Raw genomic sequence first — 24,042 nt, 5'->3', positions numbered from 1 at the left:
CGTTCTTAATTGCGATTGTCAACAGTGTGGGACGGCTTTGGAGGAGGCCTTTGACTGAATCTGCGGTGTCGTCCCGTATCTCAAATTCCGGTTCTGCCATGCGGGCGTGCCGGCTAATCTCTGGGAGGAGTTCATGAAGAAATCAGTTCTGGCTTTCGGCGCGCTTGCACTCGGCGTTGCTTTTTCCGCTCCGGCAATGGCCGCGGATGTTTCCGCCTGCCTGATCACCAAGACGGACACCAATCCGTTCTTCGTCAAGATGAAGGAAGGCGCGACGGCCAAGGCGAAGGAACTCGGCGTTACGCTGAAGTCCTACGCCGGTAAGATCGACGGCGACAGCGAAAGCCAGGTTGCTGCTATCGAAAGCTGCATTGCCGATGGCGCGAAGGGCATTCTGATCACTGCATCGGATACCAAGGGCATCGTTTCCTCGGTCAAGAAAGCGCGCGACGCTGGCCTGCTGGTCATCGCGCTCGACACGCCGCTCGATCCGGCCGATGCCGCTGACGCGACCTTTGCGACCGACAACCTGCTCGCCGGCAAGCTGATTGGCCAGTGGGCCAAGGAAACGCTTGGCGACAAGGCCAAGGACGCCAAGGTCGGCTTCCTCGATCTGACGCCGTCGCAGCCGACCGTCGACGTTCTGCGCGACCAGGGCTTCATGATGGGCTTCGGCATCGACCCCAAGGACCCGAACAAGATCGGCGATGAGGACGATCCGCGCATCGTCGGTCATGATGTGACCAACGGCAACGAAGAAGGCGGCCGCAAGGCCATGGAAAACCTTCTCCAGAAGGATCCGAGCATTAACGTGATCCACACGATCAACGAACCGGCCGCTGTTGGTGCCTATCAGGCGCTGAAGGCTGTCGGAATGGAGAGCAATGTGCTGATCGTGTCGGTCGACGGCGGCTGCCCGGGTGTCCAGTCGGTCAAGGATGGCGTCATCGGCGCCACCTCGCAGCAGTACCCGCTGATGATGGCGGCTCTCGGCGTCGAGGCGATCAAGAAGTTCGCCGATAGCGGGGAAAAGCCGAAGCCGACCGAAGGCAAGTCCTTCTTCGATACCGGCGTTTCGCTCGTCACCGACAAGCCGGTTTCCGGCGTCGAATCGATCGATACCAAGGTCGGCACCGACAAGTGCTGGGGCTGAGCCTGGCTATCTAGCCACAACAACGGCCGGGGCTTGATCCTCGGCCGTTTTCGACAGACGATGAGCTCTTGCCTCAAGAACCGGCGTGCGAAGACCGGCGCAATATGGGCAATAGCTTCCGCGCGCGGTTCGGCGCGAAAGCGGAGGAGAAAAAATGACCGGATCACAGGAATTCGAACGGGTTCTTGATGGCAGCGACAAGAATGTCGCGTCGTTCGAACACCAGGACATCTCATTTCTGAAGCGTGCGCAGCACTTCCTTCACTCGACGCCGGCAGCGGTGCCGCTGATCGTGCTGGTGCTGGCGATCATCATTTTCGGCATGGCGATTGGTGGGCGGTTCTTCTCGTCCTACACGCTCACGCTCATTCTGCAGCAGATCGCCATCGTCGGCATCCTCGGCGCGGCCCAGACGCTGGTCATCCTGACCGCCGGCATCGATCTTTCGATCGGCGTCATCATGGTCATTTCCGCCGTCATCATGGGCAACTGTGCCATCACCTACGGAATTCCAACGCCGATTGCCGTCATCCTCGGCATGCTGGTCGGCGGCCTATGCGGCTTGCTCAACGGTTTTCTCGTCGCCTACATGAAGCTGCCGCCGTTCATCGTGACGCTCGGCACGTGGAATATCGTTATGGCGACGAATTTCATCTACTCGGCAAACGAGACGATCCGCGATGCGGACGTGGATGCGCAGGCGCCGCTGCTGCATTTCTTCGCGCTCAGTTTCAAGGTCGGCAATGCGGTCTTGACGCTCGGCGTCATCGCCATGGTGCTGCTGGTGCTCGGGCTCTGGTATGTTCTCAACCACACGGCCTGGGGTAGGCACGTTTATGCGGTCGGCGACGATCCGGAGGCGGCAAAGCTCTCCGGCATCCAAACCAAGAGCGTGCTGCTCACGGTCTATGCAATCTCGGGCGTCATCGCAGCCTTTGCAGCCTGGGTATCGATCGGCCGCAATGGCTCCATCTCGCCATCTTCAGCGGTCACCGATTATAACCTGCAGGCGATCACCGCGACCGTGATCGGCGGTATCTCGCTCTTTGGCGGCCGCGGTTCCATCCTCGGCACCCTGTTCGGCGCGATGATCGTCGGCGTTGTGTCCATGGGCCTCAACATGCTCGGGGCCGACCCCCAGTGGAAAGTCCTGCTGACCGGCGTGCTCATCATCGCCGCTGTCGCAATCGACCAGTGGATCAGAAAGGTTTCGGTGTAATCATGGCTGTTGAACCCATCCTTACCGCCCGCGGCCTCGTGAAGCGCTACGGACGCGTCACCGCGCTCGACAACGCAGACTTCGACCTCTATCCCGGCGAAATCCTCGCCGTCATCGGCGACAACGGCGCCGGCAAGTCGTCGCTCATCAAGGCGATTTCCGGTGCAGTTACTCCTGACGAGGGCGAGATCACGCTGGAGGGCAAGCCGGTCCACTTCAGGTCGCCGATGGAGGCGCGTGAGGCGGGCATCGAGACCGTCTATCAGAACCTTGCGCTTTCCCCCGCCTTGTCGATTGCCGACAACATGTTTCTTGGCCGTGAGATCAGGAGGCCGGGCGTGCTCGGCAGTTGGTTCCGCATGCTCGATCGGCCGGCGATGGAAAAACGCGCCCGAACGAAGCTCTCGGAACTGGGCCTGATGACGATCCAGAACATCAATCAGGCGGTCGAAACGCTTTCCGGCGGCCAGCGCCAGGGTGTGGCGGTTGCGCGCGCGGCGGCTTTCGGCTCCAAGGTTGTCATCATGGATGAGCCGACAGCCGCACTCGGAGTGAAGGAAAGCCGTCGCGTGCTGGAACTGATCCTCGACGTGCGTTCCCGCGGCTTGCCGATCGTGCTCATTTCGCACAACATGCCGCATGTCTTCGAAGTTGCGGACCGTATCCACATCCACCGGCTCGGCCGCCGCCTGACGGTCATCAATCCGAAGGAATATACCATGTCCGACGCCGTGGCATTCATGACCGGCGCCAAGACGGTCCCCACGGATCCGGTTCCCGCATGAGCGTAACCATCGAGGAAATCGCCGGCGAGGTGGCCACCCGCGCCGGCGACACCAAGCGCTTCCTGATCGCTATCGCCGGTCCGCCCGGCGCCGGCAAGTCGACCATGGCGGATAATCTCGCCGATGCGCTGAGAGCGCGGGGAGAAACCGCGGAAGTGCTGCCGATGGACGGCTTTCACATGGACAACGCAGTTCTGAGCGAGCGCGGTCTGCTCGCCCGCAAGGGCGTGCCGGAAAGCTTCGACGTCCGCGGTTTTCTGGACATCATTCGCGCCGTGCGTCCAGCCGACCAGGAAGTGCTGATCCCGGTCTTCGACCGGTTCCGCGAGATCTCCATCGCATCGGCCCGCGTCGTCTCGCCGGAGCATCGCTTCATCATCGTCGAGGGCAACTACCTTCTGCTCAGCCAGGGCAAGTGGGCGGAGCTTGAGGGTATCTTCGACTACTCCATCATGCTTGCGCCGCCGATCGAGGTGCTGGAGGAGCGGCTCTTAGCCCGCTGGCGCGGCTACAAGCTGACGGAAGAGCAGGCGAGTGCCAAGGTCTATGGCAATGACCTGCCGAATGGCAGGCTCATCCTGGAAAACCGCCGCCGCGCCGATGTAACGCTCGAGATCGCCTGACAATTGAAGCGGCAAAATGTTTGCCATGAGCCGTGCCGGGGTGATAATGCGCGGGGCAGAGCCTTGAAGGCCGCCCTACCGGAGTTATAGCGCATGCAGTCCATCACCATCCGCCGCCCCGACGACTGGCACCTTCATCTGCGCGACGGCGCGATGCTTGAAGGCGTGATCGGCGATACCAGCCGCAACTTCGCCCGTGCCATCATCATGCCAAATCTCGTGCCGCCGGTCGTGACGACGGCGGATGCGAAAGCCTATCTCGAGCGGATCATGAAGGCATTGCCGAGCGGCGATCGCTTCGAGCCGTTGATGACGCTCTATCTGACGGAGGATACGAGCGCCGACGATGTCGAGGAAGGCAAAAAAAGCGGCCTGATCACGGCGGTGAAACTTTATCCGGCGGGTGCGACCACCAATTCCCATAGCGGCGTGCGCGACATGGAAAAGGCCATGCCGACGCTGGAGCGCATGGCGAAGATCGGTCTGCCGCTTTGCGTGCATGGTGAAGTTACGACGCCTGAGGTCGATATCTTCGACCGTGAGGCGGTATTCATCGAAACGGTGCTCGATCCCCTGCGCAAGCGCCTGCCGGAACTGAAAGTCACGATGGAGCACGTAACGACGGCAGACGGCATCGACTACATCAAGTCGTCGAAAGCCAATCTCGCAGGCTCCATTACGACACACCACCTGATCATCAACCGCAATGCAATCCTGGTCGGCGGCGTCCGGCCGCATTATTACTGCCTGCCGGTCGCCAAGCGCGAAACCCACCGCCTGGCGCTGCGTGCAGCCGCTGTGAGCGGCGACAAGCGCTTCTTCCTCGGCACCGATTCGGCCCCACATATCGATCCGCTGAAGGAGTGCGCCTGTGGCTGCGCTGGCATCTATTCCTCGATCAATACGATGAGTTGCCTTGCCCATGTCTTCGAGCAGGAGGGCGCGCTCGACAAGCTCGAAGCCTTCGTCTCGCTGAACGGCCCGGCCTGGTACGGCCTTCGGCCGAACGAAGAGCGCGTCACGCTGGTGAAGCGTGAAGTGCCCGTGTCGTTTCCGACGAAGATCGAAACCGGTGCCGGAACGGTGACGGTGTTCGATCCCATGTTCCCGCTGCACTGGGACGTCGAACGCTCTTGATCGGCTCGTTCAATATTTCTAGGGTCGTTTCCGGCAGGATGCGGCCAGCCGTCCCGCGGCGTGCGAGCGCTAAGGTGAATGCATCCAGATAAATCCTTCACATCCTTGCCTTTGGCGAACGATGGCGAACGGGTCAGCAGACGCGGGCACTGATCTTCCTGTTTGCCGCCGACGGAAGGATGAACGATGCGCGATTTTCGCGATGCCAAGCCTATGGCAAAAGCCCTGCGGCAGGCTCTGGCCGGCCGAGATATTACCCTCACGCATAGCGAGATTCGGCTTCGATCAGTGGAACATTCTTGCGGCCAGGCTTGATGGAGCGGACGCCAGCCCTGGCAATATCGACATAGAATCGCCGATTCCCATCTTCCGTATTTTCGATGTCGACAAGGCGATGGAGTTCTATTGCGGCTTTTAGACTAGCTTCAAGCTGGATTGGGAACACCGCTTCGGCGATCAGTTTCCGCTCTATTGCCACGCGGCAGCATGCTGCTGCATCTGGGCGAGCACTCCGGCGACGCTAGCCCCGGCGCCAGAGCCTTTGTGCCGATGAACGGTGTTCGCGCCTTCCAGGCGGAACTCGTCGGCAAGAATTATCGTTACATGAAGCCGGGCGTCGAAGAGGCGCCGTGGGGGCTAGAGATGCAGGTCGTCGACCCCTTCAACAACCGCATCACCTTCTGCGAAAGATGCTGAAAGGCGGGCGGGAGGAGCAACGTCCTCCCGCTTCCATCAAAGAATCATCAGGGCGCGGACGAAGGCAGCTGCGGAAAGCAGGGACGCGATCGTGCGGAGGTGATTCCACCAGGTCCAATCCTTCAGATAGGTATTCCAGACGCTGACGGCTTGCGCGCCATTACCGCTGACCTTTGCCAGCGCATCATTCATCGGCACGTTGAAGACGATAGTTGAGATAAAGGATGCGACGACATAAAGCCCGGCACCAGCCAGCATCCAAATGCCTGCGCTTCCCCGCCAGTCGATGAAGGCCAGGACGGCGATCAGGACGGATAGGATGGCGGTCGGAATGAAGACGAGCATGAACGGCGAGCGCACGATCGTCACGTTGATCGAATTCATTGCCGCGATGCCTTGCTCAGGCGGAATGCGGGAAAAGGCGGTCATGATGAAGGTCGAGAAGGCAAAGAAGATACCGGCGACAAGGCCGCTGCCGATTGCAGCGGTGACAAGCGCGAAGGTGAGGATCATTCCCATGGTCATGTCTCCCATGTGCCGGTCACCGCGGTCTCGCGGGCATATTGGCTGAAGTTTTTCGGCGGCCGGCCGAGGATTTCCGCAACACCGTTCATGACGCGCGAATTGCGGCCGTCGAGAACCTTGCCGAAAAGCTCCTCGAGAAGATCGATCGTTCCTGCCGGCAGGTCGGCCGAAGTGAGTCCGGCCTTGAAGTCTTCCATGGAAACCTGACGGTAGCGGATCGTCCGGCCGGTCGCCGTCGCGATCTCCGATACCGCTTCGCGGAAGGTAAGCGCGCCTGGTCCGGTCAATTCGTAGGTTTTGGCGAGGTGGCGCTGGTCGGTCAGCGCGGCAACGGCCGCATCGGCAATGTCATCGGCATCGGTGAAGGGCTCCTTGACCTCACCCGCGGGCAGGACGAGCTCTCCCGCGGCGATCGAATCTTTAAACGCGCCTTCGCTGAAATTCTGGCAGAACCAGGATGCTCGCAGGATCGTGTAGCCGATGCCGGCGGCTTTGAGCATCTCTTCGCTGCGCTCGGCACCATCTTCACCGCGGCCGGAAAGCAGGACGATATGCCGCAAACCGCAATCGACGGCCGTCCGAGCGAATTCGCCGATCGCGTCCGCAGCCCAGGCCACGGCAAGATCAGGCTGAAAGGTCACGTATGCGCTGGTGGCACCCTCAAGCGCCGCGGGCCAGGTTGCTCTATTTTCCCAATCAAAGGGGCGTGTGCTGGAGCGCGAAGCGAAGCGCGACCTGATACCGCGCTCTTTGAGCCGGGAAGCGACGCGCCCGCCTGTTTTTCCCGCGCCGCCGACAAGGATGATTTCGGAATTCTGCATTTGACTGCTCCTCCCACAAAACAAGAGAAAATCTCGTATTTGCATAATGAGATAAACTCTCTTATTTTATCCGTCAATAGAAAATGGAGTGCCGAATGCCGGAGCAGACCGTGGTTAGGCGTAAAAGAGGATTGCAATCGGCAGGTCAACTTCGACGCATCCCGCGCCAGCAGCGGGGTCGGGAACGCTTCGAGAAGATCTTGTCGGTGGCAATGGAACTGATCGAAATGAACGGCAGCGACGCCCTGAAGATGAGCGAAATCGTTGAAAAGGCCGAGCTTTCCTTCGGCGCTCTTTACCAGTATTTCCCGGACAAGAGCTCCATCATCCGGACGCTTGCCGAACGCTTCAACGAGCAGGGCAGGCACTGCGTAGACGAAGAGCTGGCCAAGGTAACAAGCACCGAAACGCTGCAGCAGGCGCTCTGCAACATCGTTGATCAGTATTGCGATTTCTTCCGCAGAGAACCGGTCATGCGCGACATCTGGCATGCGACCCAGGCCGACAAGCTGCTGCAGCAGGTCGATGCCGAGGACATGGAATTCCACTCGCAAAGACTGTTCAAGGTCTTGGAAAAACTGTGGCCGGAGCGCGAAGGAGGCGAATTGCTGGCGATTGCGCGGCTGACGATGCATTTGCTTGCAGCGGCCGTGCGCTATTCGATCTCAGTCAGCGAGGAGGAGGGGCGGACTGCGATCGCGCTCTACAAGAGAATGCTGCCGACCGATATCGGCAGGCTTCTCGACAACCCGTCGTGCTAGACGGGCATAAGGCTGCGGAGCACAAAATAGGCGATGCCTCCCATGGCAACCGCGACTGCTGACGCCAAAGCCAAGGCGACGCCATACTCCCGCGTGCCGGCGGTGAAGGCCAGCACCGCCTTTGTTATGACATTGACGGCGACCGCAATCAGGATGACGTCGGCGGCGGTTTTGGCATTGATCGCGGTGCCCATAAGGCGCGCCGTCGAAAGTGTGATGGCGTCCACATCGACCAGCCCGGAGATCGCGGCCACGGCGTAAAGTGCCGACGCGCCGATATAGTCGATTGCCATCTTCGATATCAGGCTGATCAACCCAAGCAGCGCGGCGAAAGAGAAGACCATGCGAAGTTCGAACGGGTTCTTCAGCTCAATTTCCGGCACCTCTCTCGCGGAGCCGGAACGCCAGACCCAGAAGACGCCCGCAATCATGAAGCCGATGATCGCCGGGATCAGGCCGGCTGCAAGCGGAGCGAGCAAGTCGAGCGAGAAGGCGCTGCCGATGACAAGAACACGGGCAAAGGACAAGGCTCCAGCAACGGCCGCCCCGGCCGCCAGATGTGTCGAACCCTGAGGCGCCTGCTTGGAATAACGTGCGAAGGAGAGCGTCAGCGCAGTGGAAGAAACCAGTCCCCCGGCAGCCCCTGCCAGCAGGATGCCACGAGTCGTGCCAGTCAGCTTGATTGCGAGATAGCCGGCAAAGGAAAGTGCTGCGATGGTAATGGTCAGCACCCAGAGGGAAAAAGGGTTGAGCGCGCCCCAAGGGTCGAGCGGCCTGTCCGGAAGCAGCGGTAGGGCAACCACGGTCATGGCAAGCAGCACCAGCGCAGAGCGAAGCTCCGGCCAGGTCATACCTCTCAGAAAGCCATGCAGGCTGTGGCGCGCGGCAAGAATTATCGTCATCACGACGCCGCTTGCAGCCGCAGTCACGATGTCACCGACAGCGGCGAGAACGCCAAGCCCGAAAACCGCCAGCGCAGCCACGACCGAGGTTATGCTGTAATCTTCGTCTTCCTGGGTCTCCAGCCAATTCCCCGCTATATAGACGAGGCCAAGCAGTGCCGCGATCGTTGCCGGCAGGAAGGGACCGATCACCGAATGCAGCGTCCCGGCTATTCCGCCGAGAAAACCAGTGAGGGCGAATGTGCGGATACCTGCTGTCCTGCCGCCCGCCCGGACGTCGCGCTCCTGCCAGCCCCGCTCGACGCCGACAAGCAGGCCAATCGCAAGCGCCACGCCGAGACGCTGAAAGATTTCGAGATGTTCCATGGTCTTACGATATTCCTGTCATGTCATCGTACAATCAGAAATGTTTGAAGGAGTTGACGCATTCGTTGCTATTCTTGACGCCGGAACCTTCGCAGTTCTGGAATCTTTTCGCGCTTGCTGCTATTGCCCCATGGATTTAAGCGAAGGAGAGAGCGATGATCCACACGACATTTCCCGACCGCGCCGTCATGGCCGAACTGGTGGCGAAGATGCTCTGGGAGATCAGGGCGGTCCATTTCAACGCCGCCCGGCCCTACAAGCTCTCCTCCGGCATGGCGAGCCCGGTCTATATCGATTGCCGCAAGCTGCTCTCTTTCCCGCGAATCCGTTCCACGGTGATGGACTTCGCCGCAGGCGTCGTCCTTCGTGACGCCGGTTTCGAGCAGTTCGATTGCATTGCCGGCGGCGAGACGGCGGGGATTCCCTTCGCCGCGTTGCTTGCCGATCGTCTCGGCCTGCCGATGATCTATGTGCGCAAACAGCCGAAGGGTCACGGCCGCAATGCGCAGATCGAAGGCAATATGCCGGAAGGTTCGCGCGTGCTTGTCATCGAGGATCTGACGACGGCGGGCGGCAGCATGTTCAAGTTCATCGATGCCGTCCGCGCGGCTGGCGGCATCGTTGATCACGGTATTGCACTCTTCTACTACGGCATCTTTGACGAAGGCGCGCTGCGCTTTGCTGACGGGAAGGTGAAGCTACATTACATCGCTACCTGGCGTGACGTTCTGGCTGTTGCGAAAGCGCAGGAGCTTTTCGACGAGAAGACGCTCAGCGAAGTGGAAGCCTTCCTCGACGCGCCGCTCGCCTGGTCGGGCCGCAACGGCGGCGTTTCGTCGCTTTAAGGCCAGATAGGCAAAGTGCGGCTTTGCTTTTGCCACGAAATTATCTAATCGATTTGAAGACCGAATTTCACCGATACGTTGGGAGGCCGGAATGATTTTGTGCTGTGGCGAAGCGTTGATCGACATGCTGCCGCGGGAGACGACGCTCGGCGAGAAGAGCTTCGCGCCCTATGCCGGCGGAGCGATCTTCAACACGGCGATTGCGCTCGGCAGGCTTGGCGTTCCGACGTCCTTCTTTACCGGCATCGCCGATGACATGATGGGCGATATCCTGCGCGAGACGCTGGTCGCCAGCAATGTCGATTTCAGCCTTTGCGCCATATCGCCCCGCCCATCGACGCTCGCATTCGTTAAGCTGGTGAACGGACAGGCGACTTATGCCTTCTACGATGAAGGCACGGCCGGCCGCATGATCACCACAGACGATCTGCCGGTCCTCGGCGACGATTGTGAGGCGCTACATTTCGGCGCGATCAGCCTGATCCCGAGTCCCTGCGGCGAGACGTACGAGACGCTACTCGATCGAGAGGCCGGAAAGCGCGTCATCTCGCTCGATCCGAACATCCGCCCCGGCTTCATCAAGAACAAGGAAGCCCACATGGCGCGCATCAAGCGCATGGCGGCGAAATCCGATATCGTCAAGTTTTCCGACGAGGATCTCGAATGGTTTGGCCTTGAAGCCAGCCACGACGATCTGGCGGCCCACTGGCTGAAGCATGGCGCCAAGCTCGTCGTCATCACCAAGGGCGCGGAAGGCGCGTCGGGCTACACCAAGGATCGCAAGGTCGTTGTGCCGAGCCAGCGCGTCACCGTGGTCGACACGGTTGGTGCGGGCGATACATTCGATGCGGGCATCCTGGCTTCGCTGAAGATGGACAATCTGCTGACCAAGGCGCAGGTTGCCTCCCTCGACGAAAAGGCGCTGCACAACGCTCTGTCGCTTGGGGCAAAGGCCGCGGCCGTCACCGTTTCGCGCGCCGGCGCCAATCCGCCCTGGGCGCACGAAATCGGCCTTTGAACTACGCAAGCCGATCAAGAAAGCCGAGGACTTCGCGATTGAAGTGCTCGGGCCGCTGCAGTGGCGCGAAGTGGCCGACATCGGGCAGCAGGATGAGCTCCGCATCAGGGATGTTGCGCACGAGATAGTCGGCATGCTCGGGCTTGATGAATTCGTCGCGCTCACCCAGCACGACCGCGACTGGCACCTTGATCCGCGCGAGATCGCTCGCTGTGTAGTTGGGCTCGGTCGCCATCATCCTGCTGACGTCCTGAACAAAGGCATCGAACTGATCGGGTGTTGCCGATAGCGCCTGATAGTCCTTCCTGTGCCGGCTGAAGCAGCGATCGATGACCGGTGTCGCGACAAACTCTTTCGTGCCGCTCGGATCCATATTGCACGCGAAAAAGAAGACGCCGGAGACGCGGTCCGGATGCTGATCGGCAAGGATGAGTGCCGTGCAGGCGCCATCACTCCAGCCGACGAGCGCTGCTTTGGCGAGCTCTAGATGATCCATGATTTCCAGAACGTCCGTTGCCATCAACTCGTACTCATACGGCTGGCTATCGCGCGTGCTGCGGCCATGCCCCCGGCTGTCGATGACCACAACCTGCCGGCCGGACTCGATCAATGCCGGCACTTGGTAGCCCCAATTACCGCTGTTACCAAGCCCGCCATGCAGCAGGATCACCGCGGGACCGTTCCCGTAAGTCGCGTGCCAGATACTGGCGCCGTCATGCTCGACGACACCTGCGGATGCCGCCGTCGGCAGCGGTGGCGCGCCCTCTGCCTCAAAAATCTTGAGCTCGTCGTCCATCACACTCATCCGGCTCTCCCTTCCTGATACAAACGATCAGATGTGGCGCGTTTCGACAGCTTCAAATGAAAATCACAGATCCCATCCGAGATCTTGAAGCACGATCCGATAGCGTCGGGATCGTCGAACGTCAGACCGATATGGTCCCAGGGAGAATTGGTAGGAGGTGAAATAAGACACCCTCAGATCGTCTTAGGCTTCGAAAGTCGCACAATGCCTAAACGGGATGCCAGGCTCAGGGAGACCCGTCGTGTACCGGCAGCCGCGACAAGGGCGAGCCGAGGAGCAGAGCAGACACAGCATCTCGTCGAACGGACTTACGTGGCCAATTCGACGGACAAACGAGTCATTCGCATTTACATCTACTGGGCCGATAGACGAGCCTCGACAAAGTGTTCGGCGGCTTCTTCGAGTGCTTCTTCCGCCCACTGATTGAGGCTCTTTCCTGAAAGCTCGGCAGCAAGAGCTGCTCGGCGGTGCACTTCAGGAGCGACACGAAACATCATCTTGCCAGAATAGGGTTTCTGAGGCTCTTTTCCTATTGTCTTGCATGTCTCGACGTAATCATCGACAGCCTCATGAAAGGCTTTCTTAATTTCAGAGACGCTGTCACCGTGAAAGCCGATGACATCGGAAATACCTGCAATCTTGCCAAAAAATACTTCATCCTCAGCGTCAAATTCGATGCGAGCGTGGTAGCCGTTGTAAGTCATGGTGTTCATGGTGTTGCTCCAATCTGGGTCAGGAACTCGCGAGCATCGCGCACCTGATAGCGCTTCGCTTCCTCGTCCGGGTGAGGTCGATGGAAGCTCGCAATGATGCCGTCTTTTTCGAACTTAACGCGAGAGCCGTTTCCCTCGATTACATTCGCCCCGGCAGCTACAAGCAGGTTCTCGATTGCCATCCATTCAATGGTTCCAGAGACCGGATCCTTGAAGACGGCCGCCAGAGTCTTTCTCTGCTTGCTGTTCATGCTAGCAAATATATAGGCGCTTGCTGATTATGCAAGCACATATTCGGCAGCCCAAGCAGGCTAGAACTATGGGTCCATAGTTTTCTAATCGCCCTTATGAGGCAGTCGATCAATTCGAAGAATAGGCTCGTGACTACGTTCTCGCCGGCATCGGTGTTATCAGGGGTCTGCAGCTCGAATCTTTTCAAGGCGAGGGATCGGAGTTGCCTCTTGGCGCGATCGATCCAGTCCGGCAAGCAATACAAAGGGCAAACTTCCATCCAAGCCGGCCCTGACGTTCTCGTCGGCGCGACAGGCAGCTCTGGAGCGCTTCGCCACGCCCGCGGCCGAGCCGCCCATCAATCCAGGAGATCACTTCGCCGTGAGGCCTGGGCTCCGTCTTGAAACGAAGTTTAGCCGCTCCAATTCCTTCCAGCAATTCAGCTTGTATTCGGAGGGCGCCGATGAACGTCTTTTCCCCTAAAGCCGGATTTCTCTCCGCTAGAATTGGATTTCTCGCGCTCGCCTCCGTCGCGACCGTCGCCTCCGGCGTGGCCCTCGGCCCGGCGCGCGCCGAGCTGCTCGCACGTGTTCCCGCCGCGCGCGAAATGGCGGTCTGCGGCGACATATTGTTCGTTGGAACCAAAGGTTCCTCGGTCTATGCCGTGCCATTCTCCGGCGGTCGCGCCCGGCGGGTCGCCTCCGGATTCTCCGCTCCGAACGGAGTCGCATGCTCCCGCGGTCGTTTGTTCGTCGCTTCGAGAAACAGCGTAACCGCGTTCAACATCGGGCGTGGGGGCGCTCTGAGCGGTAGGCGTGATATTCGTCGAGACTTGCCGAATTCGGGAGCCCACAGTTTTCGCTATATCGCCGTCGGTCCCGATTCCCGGCTCTATGTCTCGTTGGGATCGCCTTGCAACATTTGCTTGCCGCGCGGGCTGCAAGGCACGATCGTCAGCATGGACCAGGACGGGTCCGACCTTCGACGAGTGGCCTGGGGTGTGCGCAATTCGGTCGGCTTCGACTGGCGCGGCGGCACGATGTTCTTTACCGACAACGGCGCCGACCGAATGGGCGACGATATCCCACCAGACGAGCTGAACGCGCTGCAGCCCGGCGGCTTTTACGGCTTTCCCTTTTTCGGAGGCCAGATCCGGCTCAAAGGGTTCGAGGACGCGCCGCCGCCCGCGCGGCAGATTTCGCCCGTCTTCAACTTTCAGGCACATGTCGCAACCTTGGGAATCCATTTTTTCCGCAGCCTGGGCGGCGACGCCCTGGTTGCCGAGCACGGCAGTTGGGACAGGTCTGTTCCGGTCGGCCGTCAGGTAGTGCGGGTGCGCTTCCAAGGGGGACGCCCCGTCTCCGCGACGACTTTCGCCAGAGGCGTCGGACGGCCCGTGGACGTCAAGGAAGCGCCGGACGGTTCCGTCCTCGTATCCGACGACGCCGGAGGCGCGATTTACGTCTTCAGGCGGTGACGTCCGAGGGTTCCTTAGAGGGGACCCGTCAGGTTGACGGCGTAGTGGTCGGATGAGCGCTTCGAGGTAGTCGGGTTCAAGATTGGCGAGCTTGCCGCGGACTTCGAGACGCTGCGAAACCCTCCCGACACCGGTTGCGCATTGCGCCTTATGCGACCTTGAACGATGGTCCGTTCGGTGAACATGTTCTCGTTCTGTGTTGCGAAAGCCGCACAATGCCTAGTTTGGAACTGTTCTTTTCGCACCACTCAACATACTGAGATCTGACTTCATGCGCCAAGACGTTCCTTGCAGATCGTCTCCACAAGCGCCTGCAGGTCCTTTACGCGCGCGACAAGCCATTGCAGCTCTTCGTTGCTGATCGTGTAATTCGACGAGTAGCGCGCTTCGACATAGGCGCGCGACAACAGCTCGAATGAGCGGCGGGCAAAGCGAGTGTCGCGCGGCCAGGCGGAAACCAGCCGCGCATCGGCGCTTTCGGCTTGCGAGCGCAGTACCTTGATCCGATGAGACTTCGGGCTGTAGAGGGTCAGGGTCAACAAGACGCAATGGTAGAAGCGTTCGGTGGCCTGATGGAGGTCGAAGGCTGCCTCGACGGAGTAATTTTTCGCAGCTGCAATCTCTGCAAGTTCAAAACGATGGCAGGCGGTCGGAAACCACTGATCGAAATACCGCTGCGCCTCGGCCTTCGCCTCCTCTGGTGTCAGCGCCTTCGGCTGGGTAAGCGGATGGCCGGGCTCCTCGTAGAGCACGATCCCGTCCCTGGCGATGTCGGTGAAGAACGGTCGGCCGCGTGCCAATTGGTCGTTGACGTCTGCCAGGCAGTGCACGATCGGGATTGCCGGCGTTTCGATCCGGTGGCTGATCTGTTCCTGCAACAGCCGTTCCTCCAGCGCCTCCCACAGCTCATGCTCCTCGGCAAAGCTCTTGGTGTTGACGACGATGAGAAGGTCATAGTCGGAGCGGTAGCCGCTTGAGCGATCCTCGACATGGAGTAATCGCGGCGCGATCACCCTCAGCCATTTATACGATGATGGCTGGCGGGGGTGGTTGCCCCCGATATGATGGAAAAACGGGCTCACGATTGGAACCGGGCCCAAGGCATCGAACGGAGAGCAACCATGGACCAATATATCGGGCTTGATGTTTCATTGAAAGATACCGCGATCTCGATCCGAGAAAACGGGAAGCGGATCTGGCGGGGGAAGTGTCCTTCGGATCCAAAACTTCTAGCGCAGATGATCCGCAAGCACGCCCCAAACGCCAGGCGCGTCGTATTCGAGACGGGGCCGCTGTCGACGTGGTTCTATCACGGACTGACGGCGGAGGGGATTCCGGCTATCTGTATTGAAGCGCGGCACGCGCAAAAGGTATTGGACGAGACGCTCAACAAGACCGATGCCAATGATGCGGATGGCTTGGCGCAGCTGGCCGAAGCCGGCTTCTACAAGGCGGTTCGGGTAAAATCGTTCGACAGCATGCTGACGCGCACGCTGGTCGGGGCTCGCAATCAGCTCTTGAGCATCTCAACCCAGCTCAGCAACCAGATCCGCGGCCTGATGAAGACGTTCGGTCTTATCGTCCCCAACGGAAAAGGTCGGGTGTTTGATGGCAATGTGCGGGAGCTCTTGGATGGGAATGACGGCCTGGCACGGATCATATTGCCTCTGCTTGAGGCGTGGCGCGACATCCGCAAGCGCGCCGCCGATCTTGATCGCCAGCTGCTCGCAGCGGCACGGGAGAGCCAGGCCACGCAGCTGTTGATGACGATCCCGGGGATCGGCGCCGTCACGGCGGTCTCCTATGTCGCCGCGATTGAAGATCCAGACAACTTCCGAACGTCGCGCTCGGTTGGCGCCTGGCTCGGGCTTACAACGCGGCGCTACCAGTCAGGCGAGGTCGATTATGATGGCCACATCTCGCGAAGAGGCGACAACCACCTGCGGGGACTGCTTTATGAAGCGGCGACGGTGATCCTCACAAGAACCAGCGCCAGGAACGACAGCAGTCTCAAGAGCTGGGGGCTTAAGCTGCGGGAGCGGTTGGGCTTCAAGCGCGCTGCGGTGGCGGTCGCGCGTAAGCTTGCGGTCATCATGCACAGCATGCTCAAAACAGGAGAGGTATTCAACACATTGGCTGGCGCCACCGCATAAGCGAAGTGTCAGCCTTCTTCCCTCAGCGCGTCAAATCTGATTTGAGGCACTGAGCGTCCCCTGCTGCGGACGTGGGTTCGATCATTCCGTTGCACTGGGCTGCAGCTCGTTCGAGACTGCGCCCTCGACATAGGAAGATCCTACCTGCGAAGACCCATTGTGCGGCGACCATTTGTCGACCGCGGAGACAACCCTGCTCCCGGCGCGGGACAGCTCTGAAGAAAATATGGCCGCTGAGGCCCGATCCAAACAGTCCATTCACGCCGCGTTGCCTATTCTGCAACACGGCAAGATGGCGAGTGCCCAGACGACCTTGACTAAGGGAACGCGATTAGACAACCCAGTCGCCGCGGGCGTAGGAGCCGTAAAGAACAACCTTGAGAACCTTGCCGGCCGCCTTTTTGCCGGACAGCTTGGTAGCGCGGAACTGCTCGATCTCGAAAAACAGGATTTGCAAAATACGGGCGAGCTCCCGGCGCTTCTTGTCAGGCAGATGGTCGAGATGGTCTGTCAGGGTCACTGCCGCGTCGAAGCCTTCGGTGGGAATCGTATCCATCGTAGCGGCTCATCGGTTGTTGCGCATCTAAACTCTTTACGCGCACGTTTATGGATTACAACCATATTTCTGGTACACCGCTCCCCGCAAAGCGAAAAGGGTTGTCCTTGTCTCCGGCGTAAAATCTCACTGTCGCGGGCTTCTCTTGCGGTTCGGATCAACGCCGGCCCGCTCGGCGAGATACCTCCTCACATCCGCTGGGAGGAGGATCCGACAGCTATCGCCGAGGGGCGCAACCCAAAGGATCCAAGTCATCTTACGTGGCGAGTTTCGCCAATGCTGCAACAAGCCCCTGAGTCGAGCTATCGTGTCCTGCCGCGCTCTCAGTGCCTTCAATGACCGGCAGCAGGCCGGTCGCCAGTTCCTTGCCGAGCTCGACACCCCACTGGTCGAAGGAGTTGATGCGGAAGAGCACGCCTTCGACGAATACCCGATGCTCGTAGAGGGCAATCAGGCGGCCGAGCGCATAGGGCGTCAGTTTGTCATAGACGAAGGTGATCGACGGCCGGTTGCCGGTGAAGACCCGGTGCGGCGCGATGAAATCGGCCTTCTTGTCGTCCATCCCCTTGGCTGTGAGCTGCGCTTTGGCTTCCTCGAAAGTGCGGCCCTTCATGAGCGCTTCGGACTGTGCCAGGCAATTGGCCATCAGCAATTGGTGCTGGTGGCGCAGTTCCGGCTCGAAGGCATTGGCGGCGATCATGAATTCACCGGGAATAATGCTCGTTCCCTGGTGGATGAGTTGGAAGAATGCGTGCTGGCCGTTGGTCCCAGGCTCGCCCCAGACCACCGGGCCGGAATTGCTCTCGACCGGCGTGCCGTCGATCGTCACACCCTTGCCGTTGGATTCCATGTCGAGCTGCTGCAGGTAGGCCGGGAAGCGCGAAAGGCGCTGGTCGTAGGGCAGGATCGCACGGGTGGGATACCCCAGCACATTGCGATGGTAAAAGCCGATGAGGCCGAGCAGCATCGGCAGGTTTTCGGTAACCGGAGCCTTACGGAAATGGTTGTCCATTGCATGCGCGCCGTCGAGAAACTTGCCGAAGTTTTCCGGTCCGATCGCGATCATCAGCGGCAGGCCGATGGCCGACCAGATGGAATAGCGGCCACCGACCCAATCCCAGAAGCCGAAGACGCGTTCGCTCGCGATGCCGAAGGCGGCGACCTTGTCGAGCGCCGTCGAGACGGCCGCGAAATGGTGCTGCACCGCAGCCTCACCCAGCGCCTTGGCGATGAAATTGCGCGCCGTCTGCGCATTGGTCATCGTCTCGATCGTCGTGAAGGTCTTCGAGGCAATGATGAAGAGCGTCGTTTCCGGCTGGACCTGCTTCAGGATGTCGGCGATATGGGCGCCGTCGATGTTGGAGACGAAATGCGCGCGCGGGCCATCATGGAAGGGCGCGAGCGCCAGGGTCGCCATGACCGGGCCGAGGTCCGAGCCGCCGATCCCGATATTGACGACGTCGGTGATCTGCTTGCCCGTCGCGCCCTTCAGCGCGCCGGAGCGGATGCCGTCGGCGAACTTGCCCATGGCGGCGAGAACGCCGTTGACCTCCGGCATCACATCCTTGCCGTCGACCAGCACCGCGGTGTTGGAGCGGTTGCGAAGCGCAGTGTGTAGAACGGCGCGGTCTTCTGTGAAGTTGATCGCCTTGCCGGAAAACATTTCCTCGCGCTTCTTCTCCACACCGCCTTCTTCTGCGAGCTTGACAAGAAGCGCCAGGATTTCGTCGTTCACGGCGGTCTTTGAATAGTCCATCAAAAGGTCGTCGAGCGAGGCGGTGAAGCGCGAGAAGCGCTGCGGATCGGCCGCGAAGGCGTCGCGGATATCGGTTGCCCTCGTGGCGGCCGCAGTGCTCTTCAGCTGTTCGACGATGACATTCATGGGAGGCTCCTTGAAGGCGGAAAGGGTTGCGGAAACTATTCGCTTTGTAGGGCGTAAATCAAGTTCAGCCACCGCCGGAATGCAAAAAAGCCACCCGCGCACAGGCGGATGGCTTCAAATTTCATGCGGGTGTCAAAATCAGCCGCGCAGGTCCTTGCGCAGAATCTTGCCGACCGGCGATTTCGGCAATTCGGTGCGGAATTCGATATGGCGGGGACGCTTGTAGTTGGTGAGGTTGGCGGCACAATGGGCCCTCACATCGGCCTCGGTCAGCGCCAGGTCCTTCCGCACCACGAAAAGTTTCACCGCTTCGCCGGAATGGCCATCCGGCACGCCGATCGCGGCGGCCTCGATGATGCCCGGGTGCATGGCGGCGACTTCCTCGATCTCGTTCGGATAGACGTTGAAACCGGAAACCAGGATCATGTCCTTCTTGCGGTCAACGATCTTGGTGTAGCCGCGCTCGTCCATGAAGCCCATGTCGCCGCTGCGGAAAAAGCCGTCCGCCGTCATCACCTTCGCGGTCTCCTCCGGCTTCTGCCAGTAGCCGGCCATCACCTGCGGACCGCGGATGCAGATCTCGCCGATCTCCCCGAGCGGCAGAGAATTGCCGTTTTCATCGCGGATGTCGATCTCGGTAGAGGGGAGAGGCAAGCCGATCGAGCCGGTGAATTCCGGCGAATCGAAGCGGTTGGCGGTTGCGACCGGCGAGGTCTCGGAAAGGCCGTAGCCCTCGGTGATGTGCGAGCCCGTCATCTTCAGCCAGCGTTCGGCGACCGGCCGCTGCACCGCCATGCCACCGCCGAGCGACATGATGAGCGAGGAGAAATCGAGCTTGGCGAAATCGGCATTGTTCATCAGCGCGTTGAACAGCGTGTTGAGGCCGGGGAAGATATGGACGTTCGACTTGCCGAATTCTTTGACAAAGCCCGGAATGTCGCGCGGATTGGCGATCAGAATGTTGCGCGCGCCGAGCGACATACCCATCAGCGAATTCACCGTTAGCGCGAAGATGTGATAAAGCGGCAGTGCGCACATGAAGTTGAGCACGTCCGGCTGCTTCTTGAGCTCGAAAGCGGATTTCAGCCAAAGCTGCAGCTGCCGTTTGTTGGCAAGCAGGTTCTGGTGTGTCAGCACCGCACCCTTGGCCACACCCGTGGTGCCGCCGGTATATTGAAGGAAGGCGATATCGCTGCCCTTGATGGCCGGCGGTTGCAGCGGTTTGCGTGCACCTTCGCCCAAGATCTGCTTGAATGTCTTGTGCTGCGGGATCGACCAGGAGGGGACCAGCTTCTTCACCTTGCGGACGACGAAATTGACGATCAGTCCCTTTGGACCCAGCATTTCGCCAAGCGAAGTCACCACCACATGGCGCACATCGGTCTTTGCCAGCACCTGTTCGACCGTGCGGGCGAAGTTCTCCAGTACGAAGATCGCCTTGGCGCCTGAATCGCGCAGCTGGTGTTCCAGTTCGCGCGGCGTATAGAGTGGATTGACATTCACGACGACCAGGCCGGCGCGCAGGATGCCGTAGACCGCGATAGGGTTCTGCAGCACATTCGGCATCATCACGGCGACCCGATCGCCTTTCTGAAGACCGATGCTTTGCAGCCAGGCTGCGACCTTGCGTGTCTGCTCTCCAAGCTCCCGATAGGTGAGCGTCTTGCCCATGCTCGAAAAGGCAACACGGGTTGCATAGGTCCCGCAGGATTTGTCCAGCAGATCCGCCAGCGATTCATGCTCCGGCGGCGGCAGTGCGGCCGGAACGATCGCGGGATAGGCGGCAAGCCAGGGTTTTTCCCGCTTCGAGCCACCTGGATGGACGGAAATGCTGCTCATCGTGTCTCTCTCCCTATCCGGCAACGGATGCCGGTCTGCGGCTGCCGGTCGGATGATCCTCCATCCTCCGAAGGGCAGCTTATGCCAATGCTTGAACGGTTCAAGCTGGATTAGAGTTACACTAACTTTGACGTAAACGTCAACGTGCTTCCGGCGCTCCGGTAATCCGGGAACTTTTGAGTTCGAAGACACGTTTTATTTCCATGACTGACAGGTGAGGAGAAGCAGAAATGCTCAATGAAGAGGCTGATGTCAGCCGCGATCCCAATGTGAAGGATACTCCGTCGCTGATTGCAAGTGACCGCGTTGAGGGCACTCGTGTCTATGGCGCCGATGGCAAGCACATCGGCTCGATCGAGCGCCTGATCATCGGAAAGCAGGACGGCCGCGTGGCCTATGCCGTGATGAGCTTTGGCGGCTTCCTGGGTATCGGCAACGACCACTACCCGCTGCCTTGGGAAAAGCTGAACTACGACACGCAGCTTGACGGCTACCGTATCGACCTCACGAAGGAGGAGATCGAAAACGCGCCGAGCTACGCGGACGATGACGACAACTGGTACAACGATAATAGCCGCCGAATCTATGACTACTACGGCGTGCCACCTTACTGGATGTAACGTCGTTCGCGCGAACGAGCCGGAAAGGGCCCCGCGGCTGGCGGGGCCTTTTTGGTGTGTTCAAAGGAGATCGTTGGCCGAGCGAAGAACCACGCCCGGGACGATATCGTTCGAAGAGATCAGCCTCTTCGTCTTCAGCGTGAAAACGTGGCTCTCGCCCGGCAGCAGGGACACAAGCATGGAATCCACCACCGCAGTCGGATCGAGCCGGTCGGCCATCAGGCAAAGATCCTTCAGAAAAGTTCTGGCCGTGACCTTCACCTCGCAGCCGTCGACACCAAACGTGACTGCGACGCCAAACTGCGGCCTCGGCAGCTTCAGGTCGACATCCTCGACGAAATAGTGGAAGGCTCGTTTGTCGAGCATCTCTACGACGACCACCTCGTCATCAGCCGCATCTGGAGTGGCGATGTCGTCCGGCAGGATGAATTCCTTGGCTTCGAACCTGTCGCAGAGCAGTCGCCAGAATTCGAATTCGGCAAGCACCGTCCCGTCGAGCTTCATGCGCCTGCCGCTGATTTTCGACCGCCAGAAAAGTGTCCGCTCGTTGACGGCTATGGCGGCGAGCTTGTCTCCCCGCGGCTGGATCGTCAGCAGGCGCGGATCGAAAGTCTGTTGCAGGGCATACCAGAGCGGCTTTCGCCGCCCCGCGGAATCGAGTGCGGACCAGGAGGTTACCGGCCAGCAATCGTTGAACTGCCAAACCACTGCACCTTTGCAGATGCCGCGATTCGAGCGCATATGCTCGACGGCGAAGCGGATCGCGCGCGCCTGGTTCAACTGTGTGGCGAAATGCCAGTCGGCCATCGTCTTCGGTATGGGCAAATGGCCGGCAAGGCCGCGGATCAGCCGCTCGTTGCCATGTGTCGCCTTTTGATGATGGAAGATGCCATGTGATTGCGGCGTCAGCGGATTGTCATGCACGCTTTCTTCGAGCGTCGCCCAACTCGGCGGTGCCTGCCAGCCGAATTCGGAGCAAAAGCGCGGGATGTAGTTGCGATAAACCTCGTAGCCGACGTCGTTCCACACATCCCAGATATGCTTGCACCCGTGTGCGTCCGCATTGGGCGCGATATCCATCGTGCCGGAATAGGGACTACCGGGATAATAGGGCCGGTCGGGGTCGAGTTCGGCGCACAGCTTCGGGAGCAGATCGAGATAATAGCCAAGCCCCCAGGTAACGCCCTCCTTGATGATCGGCCGCCAGCCCCACTCGTCGAAGCCCCAGATATTCTCATTGTTGCCATTCCAGACGATGAGCGAAGCATGTGACATCAGCCGGACGACATTGTCACGTACCTCGGCTTCCACTTCGCTACGAAGCGGCTCTTCCTCCGGATAGGCAGCACAGGCAAAGAGGAAGTCTTGCCAGACCAGCATCCCGGCGCGGTCGCACGCCTCGTAGAATCCATCGCGCTCGAAAATGCCGCCGCCCCAGACGCGCAGCATATTGATGTTTGCTGCCTTCGCCTCGGCGATGCGCGAGACATAGCCGTCCGAAGTCACACGCGAGGGGAAGCAATCGTCGGGAATCCAGTTCGCGCCACAGATGAAAAGCGGCACCTCGTTGACGATGAAAGTGAAGGCTGAGCCATGTGCGTCCGGCGCAGTATCTAGCCGGACAGAGCGAAAGCCGATCGCCTTGGAATAGCTATCGAGTAAGTCATCGTTTACGCTAGCGCGCAACTCGATCTTCAGCGGATAGAGTGGCTGGGCGCCGAGATGATGCGGCCACCAAAGCTGCGGCGATGGAACGCGGATATCGAAGCTGACCTCTCCGGCATCTTCCGCAATTTCGACCGTATGAAATACGCCCGCAATCTCGGCGACGATCCTGCAGGCACCCGATGCGCCATGCTGCGTCAGCTTGGCATGGACCTTCACCAGGCCATCGCCACCTGCAAGCGTCGCCGATACCCGCGTCTCGAGGAGCCGTGCCCGATCCCAGCTTTCCAGCCGCACCGGCTTCCATATCCCCGCAGTCACCAAGGTCGGGCCCCAGTCCCAGCCGAAATTGCAGGCCATCTTGCGCATCAGGTTGCCGGGCCCGGGATAATTGTTGGGCCGGTAGCCGTAACGCTTCTCCATCTCCGCACCGTGGGCATAGGCGGAATGGAAGGTGACGCTGAGTTCGTTGACGCCGGCCTTCAGCAACGCTGAAACATCGAAGCGGTAGGTGCGATGCTGGTTGAAGGTTCGCGCCACCTCCTCGCCGTTCAATCGGATCGTCGCGATCGTATCCAACCCGTCGAAAACCAGCTCATGAACTTTGCGTTCATCAGGGGCGGCTTCGAAGCTGCAGCGATAGGTCCATTCCGTTCTGCCGATCCAGTCGTTGCTGATCTCGTTGACGTCGAGATAGGGGTCGGGGATCAGCCGGTTTGCCAGAAGGTCGAGATGCACACAGCCGGGAACGGCTGCGGGAATGAATTCGGGCAGTCCGGGATGCTCTGTATCGTTGCAGGAGAGCGTCCAGCCGCTGTGAAGTTCGGCTTTTTCGATCATGGGAGTGCTCTTACTGGAAACGACCGTGACGCTGCAGAACTTCGATCTTGTAGCCGTCGGGATCGGTGATGAAGAAGAAGAGGCCGAAGAGCTTGCCGTCGCGGTTGAGCTCGACAAGCTTGCCGGGGTTGAGGCCGGCTTTCGTCAATCGCTCGTGTTCGACGGCGACCTCATCGACCGAAACGGCGAGGTGACCATAGCCGTTGCCGAGGTCGTAGGATGCGGTACGGCCCTTGTTGATCGTCAGCTCCAGCTCGAATCCGGTCTCGGCATTGCTCATATAGATCAGCGTGAAGGTCTCGAAATCGACCCGATCGGCGACTGTCAGCCCCAAGACCTTGCTGTAGAAATCGACGGAGCGCGCCTCGTCGAGTACGCGGATCATGGAGTGGATCATCTTTGCCAAGGCG

The 24,042-nt window shown here is 59.9% G+C and carries 23 protein-coding genes and 1 pseudogene; 12 read left to right on the top strand and 12 right to left on the bottom strand.

Annotated elements, in window-relative coordinates:
• Positions 1–133: 133 nt before the first annotated feature.
• The 6 genes and pseudogenes from ACZ9DP_RS33120 to ACZ9DP_RS33095 all read left to right on the top strand — a co-directional run bounded on the left by ACZ9DP_RS33120 (position 134) and on the right by ACZ9DP_RS33095 (position 5,613).
• Positions 134–1,153 (top strand): sugar ABC transporter substrate-binding protein, encoded by a 1,020-nt coding sequence (locus tag ACZ9DP_RS33120; protein WP_022713541.1) that lies wholly within the window; start codon positions 134–136, stop codon positions 1,151–1,153.
• A gap of 154 nt (positions 1,154–1,307) precedes the next feature.
• The gene (locus ACZ9DP_RS33115) at positions 1,308–2,372 is read left to right on the top strand and encodes an ABC transporter permease (RefSeq protein ID WP_074066504.1); all 1,065 of its coding nucleotides are present in this window, start codon (positions 1,308–1,310) and stop codon (positions 2,370–2,372) included.
• Positions 2,373–2,374: 2 nt separating this feature from the next.
• Positions 2,375–3,157, top strand: coding sequence for an ATP-binding cassette domain-containing protein (locus ACZ9DP_RS33110; RefSeq protein WP_074066505.1), 783 nt, complete (start codon positions 2,375–2,377; stop codon positions 3,155–3,157).
• Positions 3,154–3,780 (top strand): nucleoside triphosphate hydrolase, encoded by a 627-nt coding sequence (locus ACZ9DP_RS33105; protein WP_476204841.1) that lies wholly within the window; start codon positions 3,154–3,156, stop codon positions 3,778–3,780. Before ACZ9DP_RS33110 ends, ACZ9DP_RS33105 begins: the two co-directional genes overlap by 4 nt.
• A 93-nt stretch (positions 3,781–3,873) precedes the next feature.
• Positions 3,874–4,917, top strand: coding sequence for a dihydroorotase (pyrC, locus tag ACZ9DP_RS33100; protein WP_476204839.1), 1,044 nt, complete (start codon positions 3,874–3,876; stop codon positions 4,915–4,917).
• Between the two features lie 186 nt (positions 4,918–5,103).
• Positions 5,104–5,613, top strand: a pseudogene (locus ACZ9DP_RS33095) (glyoxalase superfamily protein).
• Between the two features lie 36 nt (positions 5,614–5,649).
• Here ACZ9DP_RS33095 and ACZ9DP_RS33090 read toward each other — a convergent pair.
• Both ACZ9DP_RS33090 and ACZ9DP_RS33085 read right to left on the bottom strand, forming a co-directional pair.
• The gene (locus tag ACZ9DP_RS33090; RefSeq protein WP_476204838.1) at positions 5,650–6,147 is read right to left on the bottom strand and encodes an anthrone oxygenase family protein; all 498 of its coding nucleotides are present in this window, start codon (positions 6,145–6,147) and stop codon (positions 5,650–5,652) included.
• Positions 6,135–6,959 (bottom strand): NmrA family NAD(P)-binding protein, encoded by an 825-nt coding sequence (locus tag ACZ9DP_RS33085; RefSeq protein ID WP_476204837.1) that lies wholly within the window; start codon positions 6,957–6,959, stop codon positions 6,135–6,137. The genes ACZ9DP_RS33090 and ACZ9DP_RS33085 overlap by 13 nt, the downstream gene beginning before the upstream one ends.
• A 95-nt stretch (positions 6,960–7,054) precedes the next feature.
• On the opposite strand from ACZ9DP_RS33085, the gene ACZ9DP_RS33080 reads away from it, so the two are divergent.
• Positions 7,055–7,720, top strand: coding sequence for a TetR/AcrR family transcriptional regulator (locus ACZ9DP_RS33080; RefSeq protein WP_074066509.1), 666 nt, complete (start codon positions 7,055–7,057; stop codon positions 7,718–7,720).
• On the opposite strand, the gene ACZ9DP_RS33075 is transcribed toward ACZ9DP_RS33080, so the two are convergent.
• Positions 7,717–8,988 (bottom strand): MgtC/SapB family protein, encoded by a 1,272-nt coding sequence (locus ACZ9DP_RS33075; protein ID WP_476204835.1) that lies wholly within the window; start codon positions 8,986–8,988, stop codon positions 7,717–7,719. The two genes, ACZ9DP_RS33080 and ACZ9DP_RS33075, sit on opposite strands and share 4 nt — an antisense overlap.
• A gap of 155 nt (positions 8,989–9,143) precedes the next feature.
• Here ACZ9DP_RS33075 and ACZ9DP_RS33070 point away from each other — a divergent pair, with 155 nt between their 5' ends.
• Both ACZ9DP_RS33070 and ACZ9DP_RS33065 read left to right on the top strand, forming a co-directional pair.
• Positions 9,144–9,833 carry an orotate phosphoribosyltransferase gene (locus ACZ9DP_RS33070; protein ID WP_476204834.1) on the top strand — a complete coding sequence of 230 codons (690 nt, stop codon included), beginning with the start codon at positions 9,144–9,146 and terminating at the stop codon, positions 9,831–9,833.
• Between the two features lie 91 nt (positions 9,834–9,924).
• Positions 9,925–10,851, top strand: coding sequence for a carbohydrate kinase family protein (locus ACZ9DP_RS33065; protein WP_476204833.1), 927 nt, complete (start codon positions 9,925–9,927; stop codon positions 10,849–10,851).
• A 1-nt stretch (position 10,852) separates the two neighbouring features.
• Here ACZ9DP_RS33065 and ACZ9DP_RS33060 read toward each other — a convergent pair whose 3' ends face one another.
• The 3 genes from ACZ9DP_RS33060 to ACZ9DP_RS33050 form a co-directional block, all read right to left on the bottom strand.
• Entirely contained in the window at positions 10,853–11,656 is an 804-nt protein-coding gene (locus tag ACZ9DP_RS33060; RefSeq protein WP_476204831.1) for an alpha/beta fold hydrolase, read from the bottom strand.
• A gap of 353 nt (positions 11,657–12,009) precedes the next feature.
• A complete protein-coding gene (locus ACZ9DP_RS33055) occupies positions 12,010–12,369 on the bottom strand; it encodes a type II toxin-antitoxin system HicB family antitoxin (RefSeq protein ID WP_476204830.1) in 360 nt (119 codons plus the stop codon).
• Positions 12,366–12,620: a type II toxin-antitoxin system HicA family toxin gene (locus ACZ9DP_RS33050; RefSeq protein ID WP_476204828.1), complete on the bottom strand. Its 255-nt coding sequence runs from the start codon at positions 12,618–12,620 to the stop codon at positions 12,366–12,368. Before ACZ9DP_RS33050 ends, ACZ9DP_RS33055 begins: the two co-directional genes overlap by 4 nt.
• Before the next feature lie 443 nt (positions 12,621–13,063).
• Between ACZ9DP_RS33050 and ACZ9DP_RS33045 the strand changes: the two genes are divergently transcribed.
• Positions 13,064–14,077: a PQQ-dependent sugar dehydrogenase gene (locus tag ACZ9DP_RS33045; RefSeq protein ID WP_476204827.1), complete on the top strand. Its 1,014-nt coding sequence runs from the start codon at positions 13,064–13,066 to the stop codon at positions 14,075–14,077.
• Between the two features lie 269 nt (positions 14,078–14,346).
• Here ACZ9DP_RS33045 and ACZ9DP_RS33040 read toward each other — a convergent pair whose 3' ends face one another.
• Positions 14,347–15,159, bottom strand: a complete 813-nt coding sequence (locus tag ACZ9DP_RS33040; protein WP_476204825.1) for a HEPN domain-containing protein — start codon at positions 15,157–15,159, stop codon at positions 14,347–14,349.
• Positions 15,160–15,198: 39 nt separating this feature from the next.
• Between ACZ9DP_RS33040 and ACZ9DP_RS33035 the strand changes: the two genes are divergently transcribed.
• A complete protein-coding gene (locus ACZ9DP_RS33035; protein WP_476201518.1) occupies positions 15,199–16,230 on the top strand; it encodes an IS110 family RNA-guided transposase in 1,032 nt (343 codons plus the stop codon).
• A gap of 331 nt (positions 16,231–16,561) precedes the next feature.
• Here the strand turns inward: ACZ9DP_RS33035 and ACZ9DP_RS33030 are convergent, their stop codons facing one another.
• From ACZ9DP_RS33030 to ACZ9DP_RS33020, 3 genes are all read right to left on the bottom strand, one after another.
• A complete protein-coding gene (locus ACZ9DP_RS33030) occupies positions 16,562–16,786 on the bottom strand; it encodes a hypothetical protein (RefSeq protein ID WP_476204823.1) in 225 nt (74 codons plus the stop codon).
• A 256-nt stretch (positions 16,787–17,042) separates the two neighbouring features.
• On the bottom strand, positions 17,043–18,668 hold the full coding sequence (gene pgi / locus ACZ9DP_RS33025; protein WP_476204822.1) for a glucose-6-phosphate isomerase: 1,626 nt from the start codon (positions 18,666–18,668) through the stop codon (positions 17,043–17,045).
• A gap of 138 nt (positions 18,669–18,806) precedes the next feature.
• Positions 18,807–20,507: a long-chain-fatty-acid--CoA ligase gene (locus ACZ9DP_RS33020; protein WP_476204820.1), complete on the bottom strand. Its 1,701-nt coding sequence runs from the start codon at positions 20,505–20,507 to the stop codon at positions 18,807–18,809.
• A 230-nt stretch (positions 20,508–20,737) separates the two neighbouring features.
• Between ACZ9DP_RS33020 and ACZ9DP_RS33015 the strand changes: the two genes are divergently transcribed.
• The gene (locus tag ACZ9DP_RS33015; RefSeq protein WP_074066519.1) at positions 20,738–21,127 is read left to right on the top strand and encodes a PRC-barrel domain-containing protein; all 390 of its coding nucleotides are present in this window, start codon (positions 20,738–20,740) and stop codon (positions 21,125–21,127) included.
• Positions 21,128–21,187: 60 nt separating this feature from the next.
• On the opposite strand, the gene ACZ9DP_RS33010 is transcribed toward ACZ9DP_RS33015, so the two are convergent.
• The gene (locus tag ACZ9DP_RS33010) at positions 21,188–23,632 is read right to left on the bottom strand and encodes a glycoside hydrolase family 2 protein (RefSeq protein WP_476204818.1); all 2,445 of its coding nucleotides are present in this window, start codon (positions 23,630–23,632) and stop codon (positions 21,188–21,190) included.
• Between the two features lie 10 nt (positions 23,633–23,642).
• Positions 23,643–24,038, bottom strand: coding sequence for a VOC family protein (locus ACZ9DP_RS33005; protein ID WP_194728826.1), 396 nt, complete (start codon positions 24,036–24,038; stop codon positions 23,643–23,645).
• Positions 24,039–24,042 lie beyond the last annotated feature (4 nt).

Source organism: Rhizobium sp. USDA 4016, from assembly GCF_056279705.1.
Note: the sequence above shows the minus strand (reverse complement) of the source record. Positions and strands in the feature narration are given on the sequence as shown.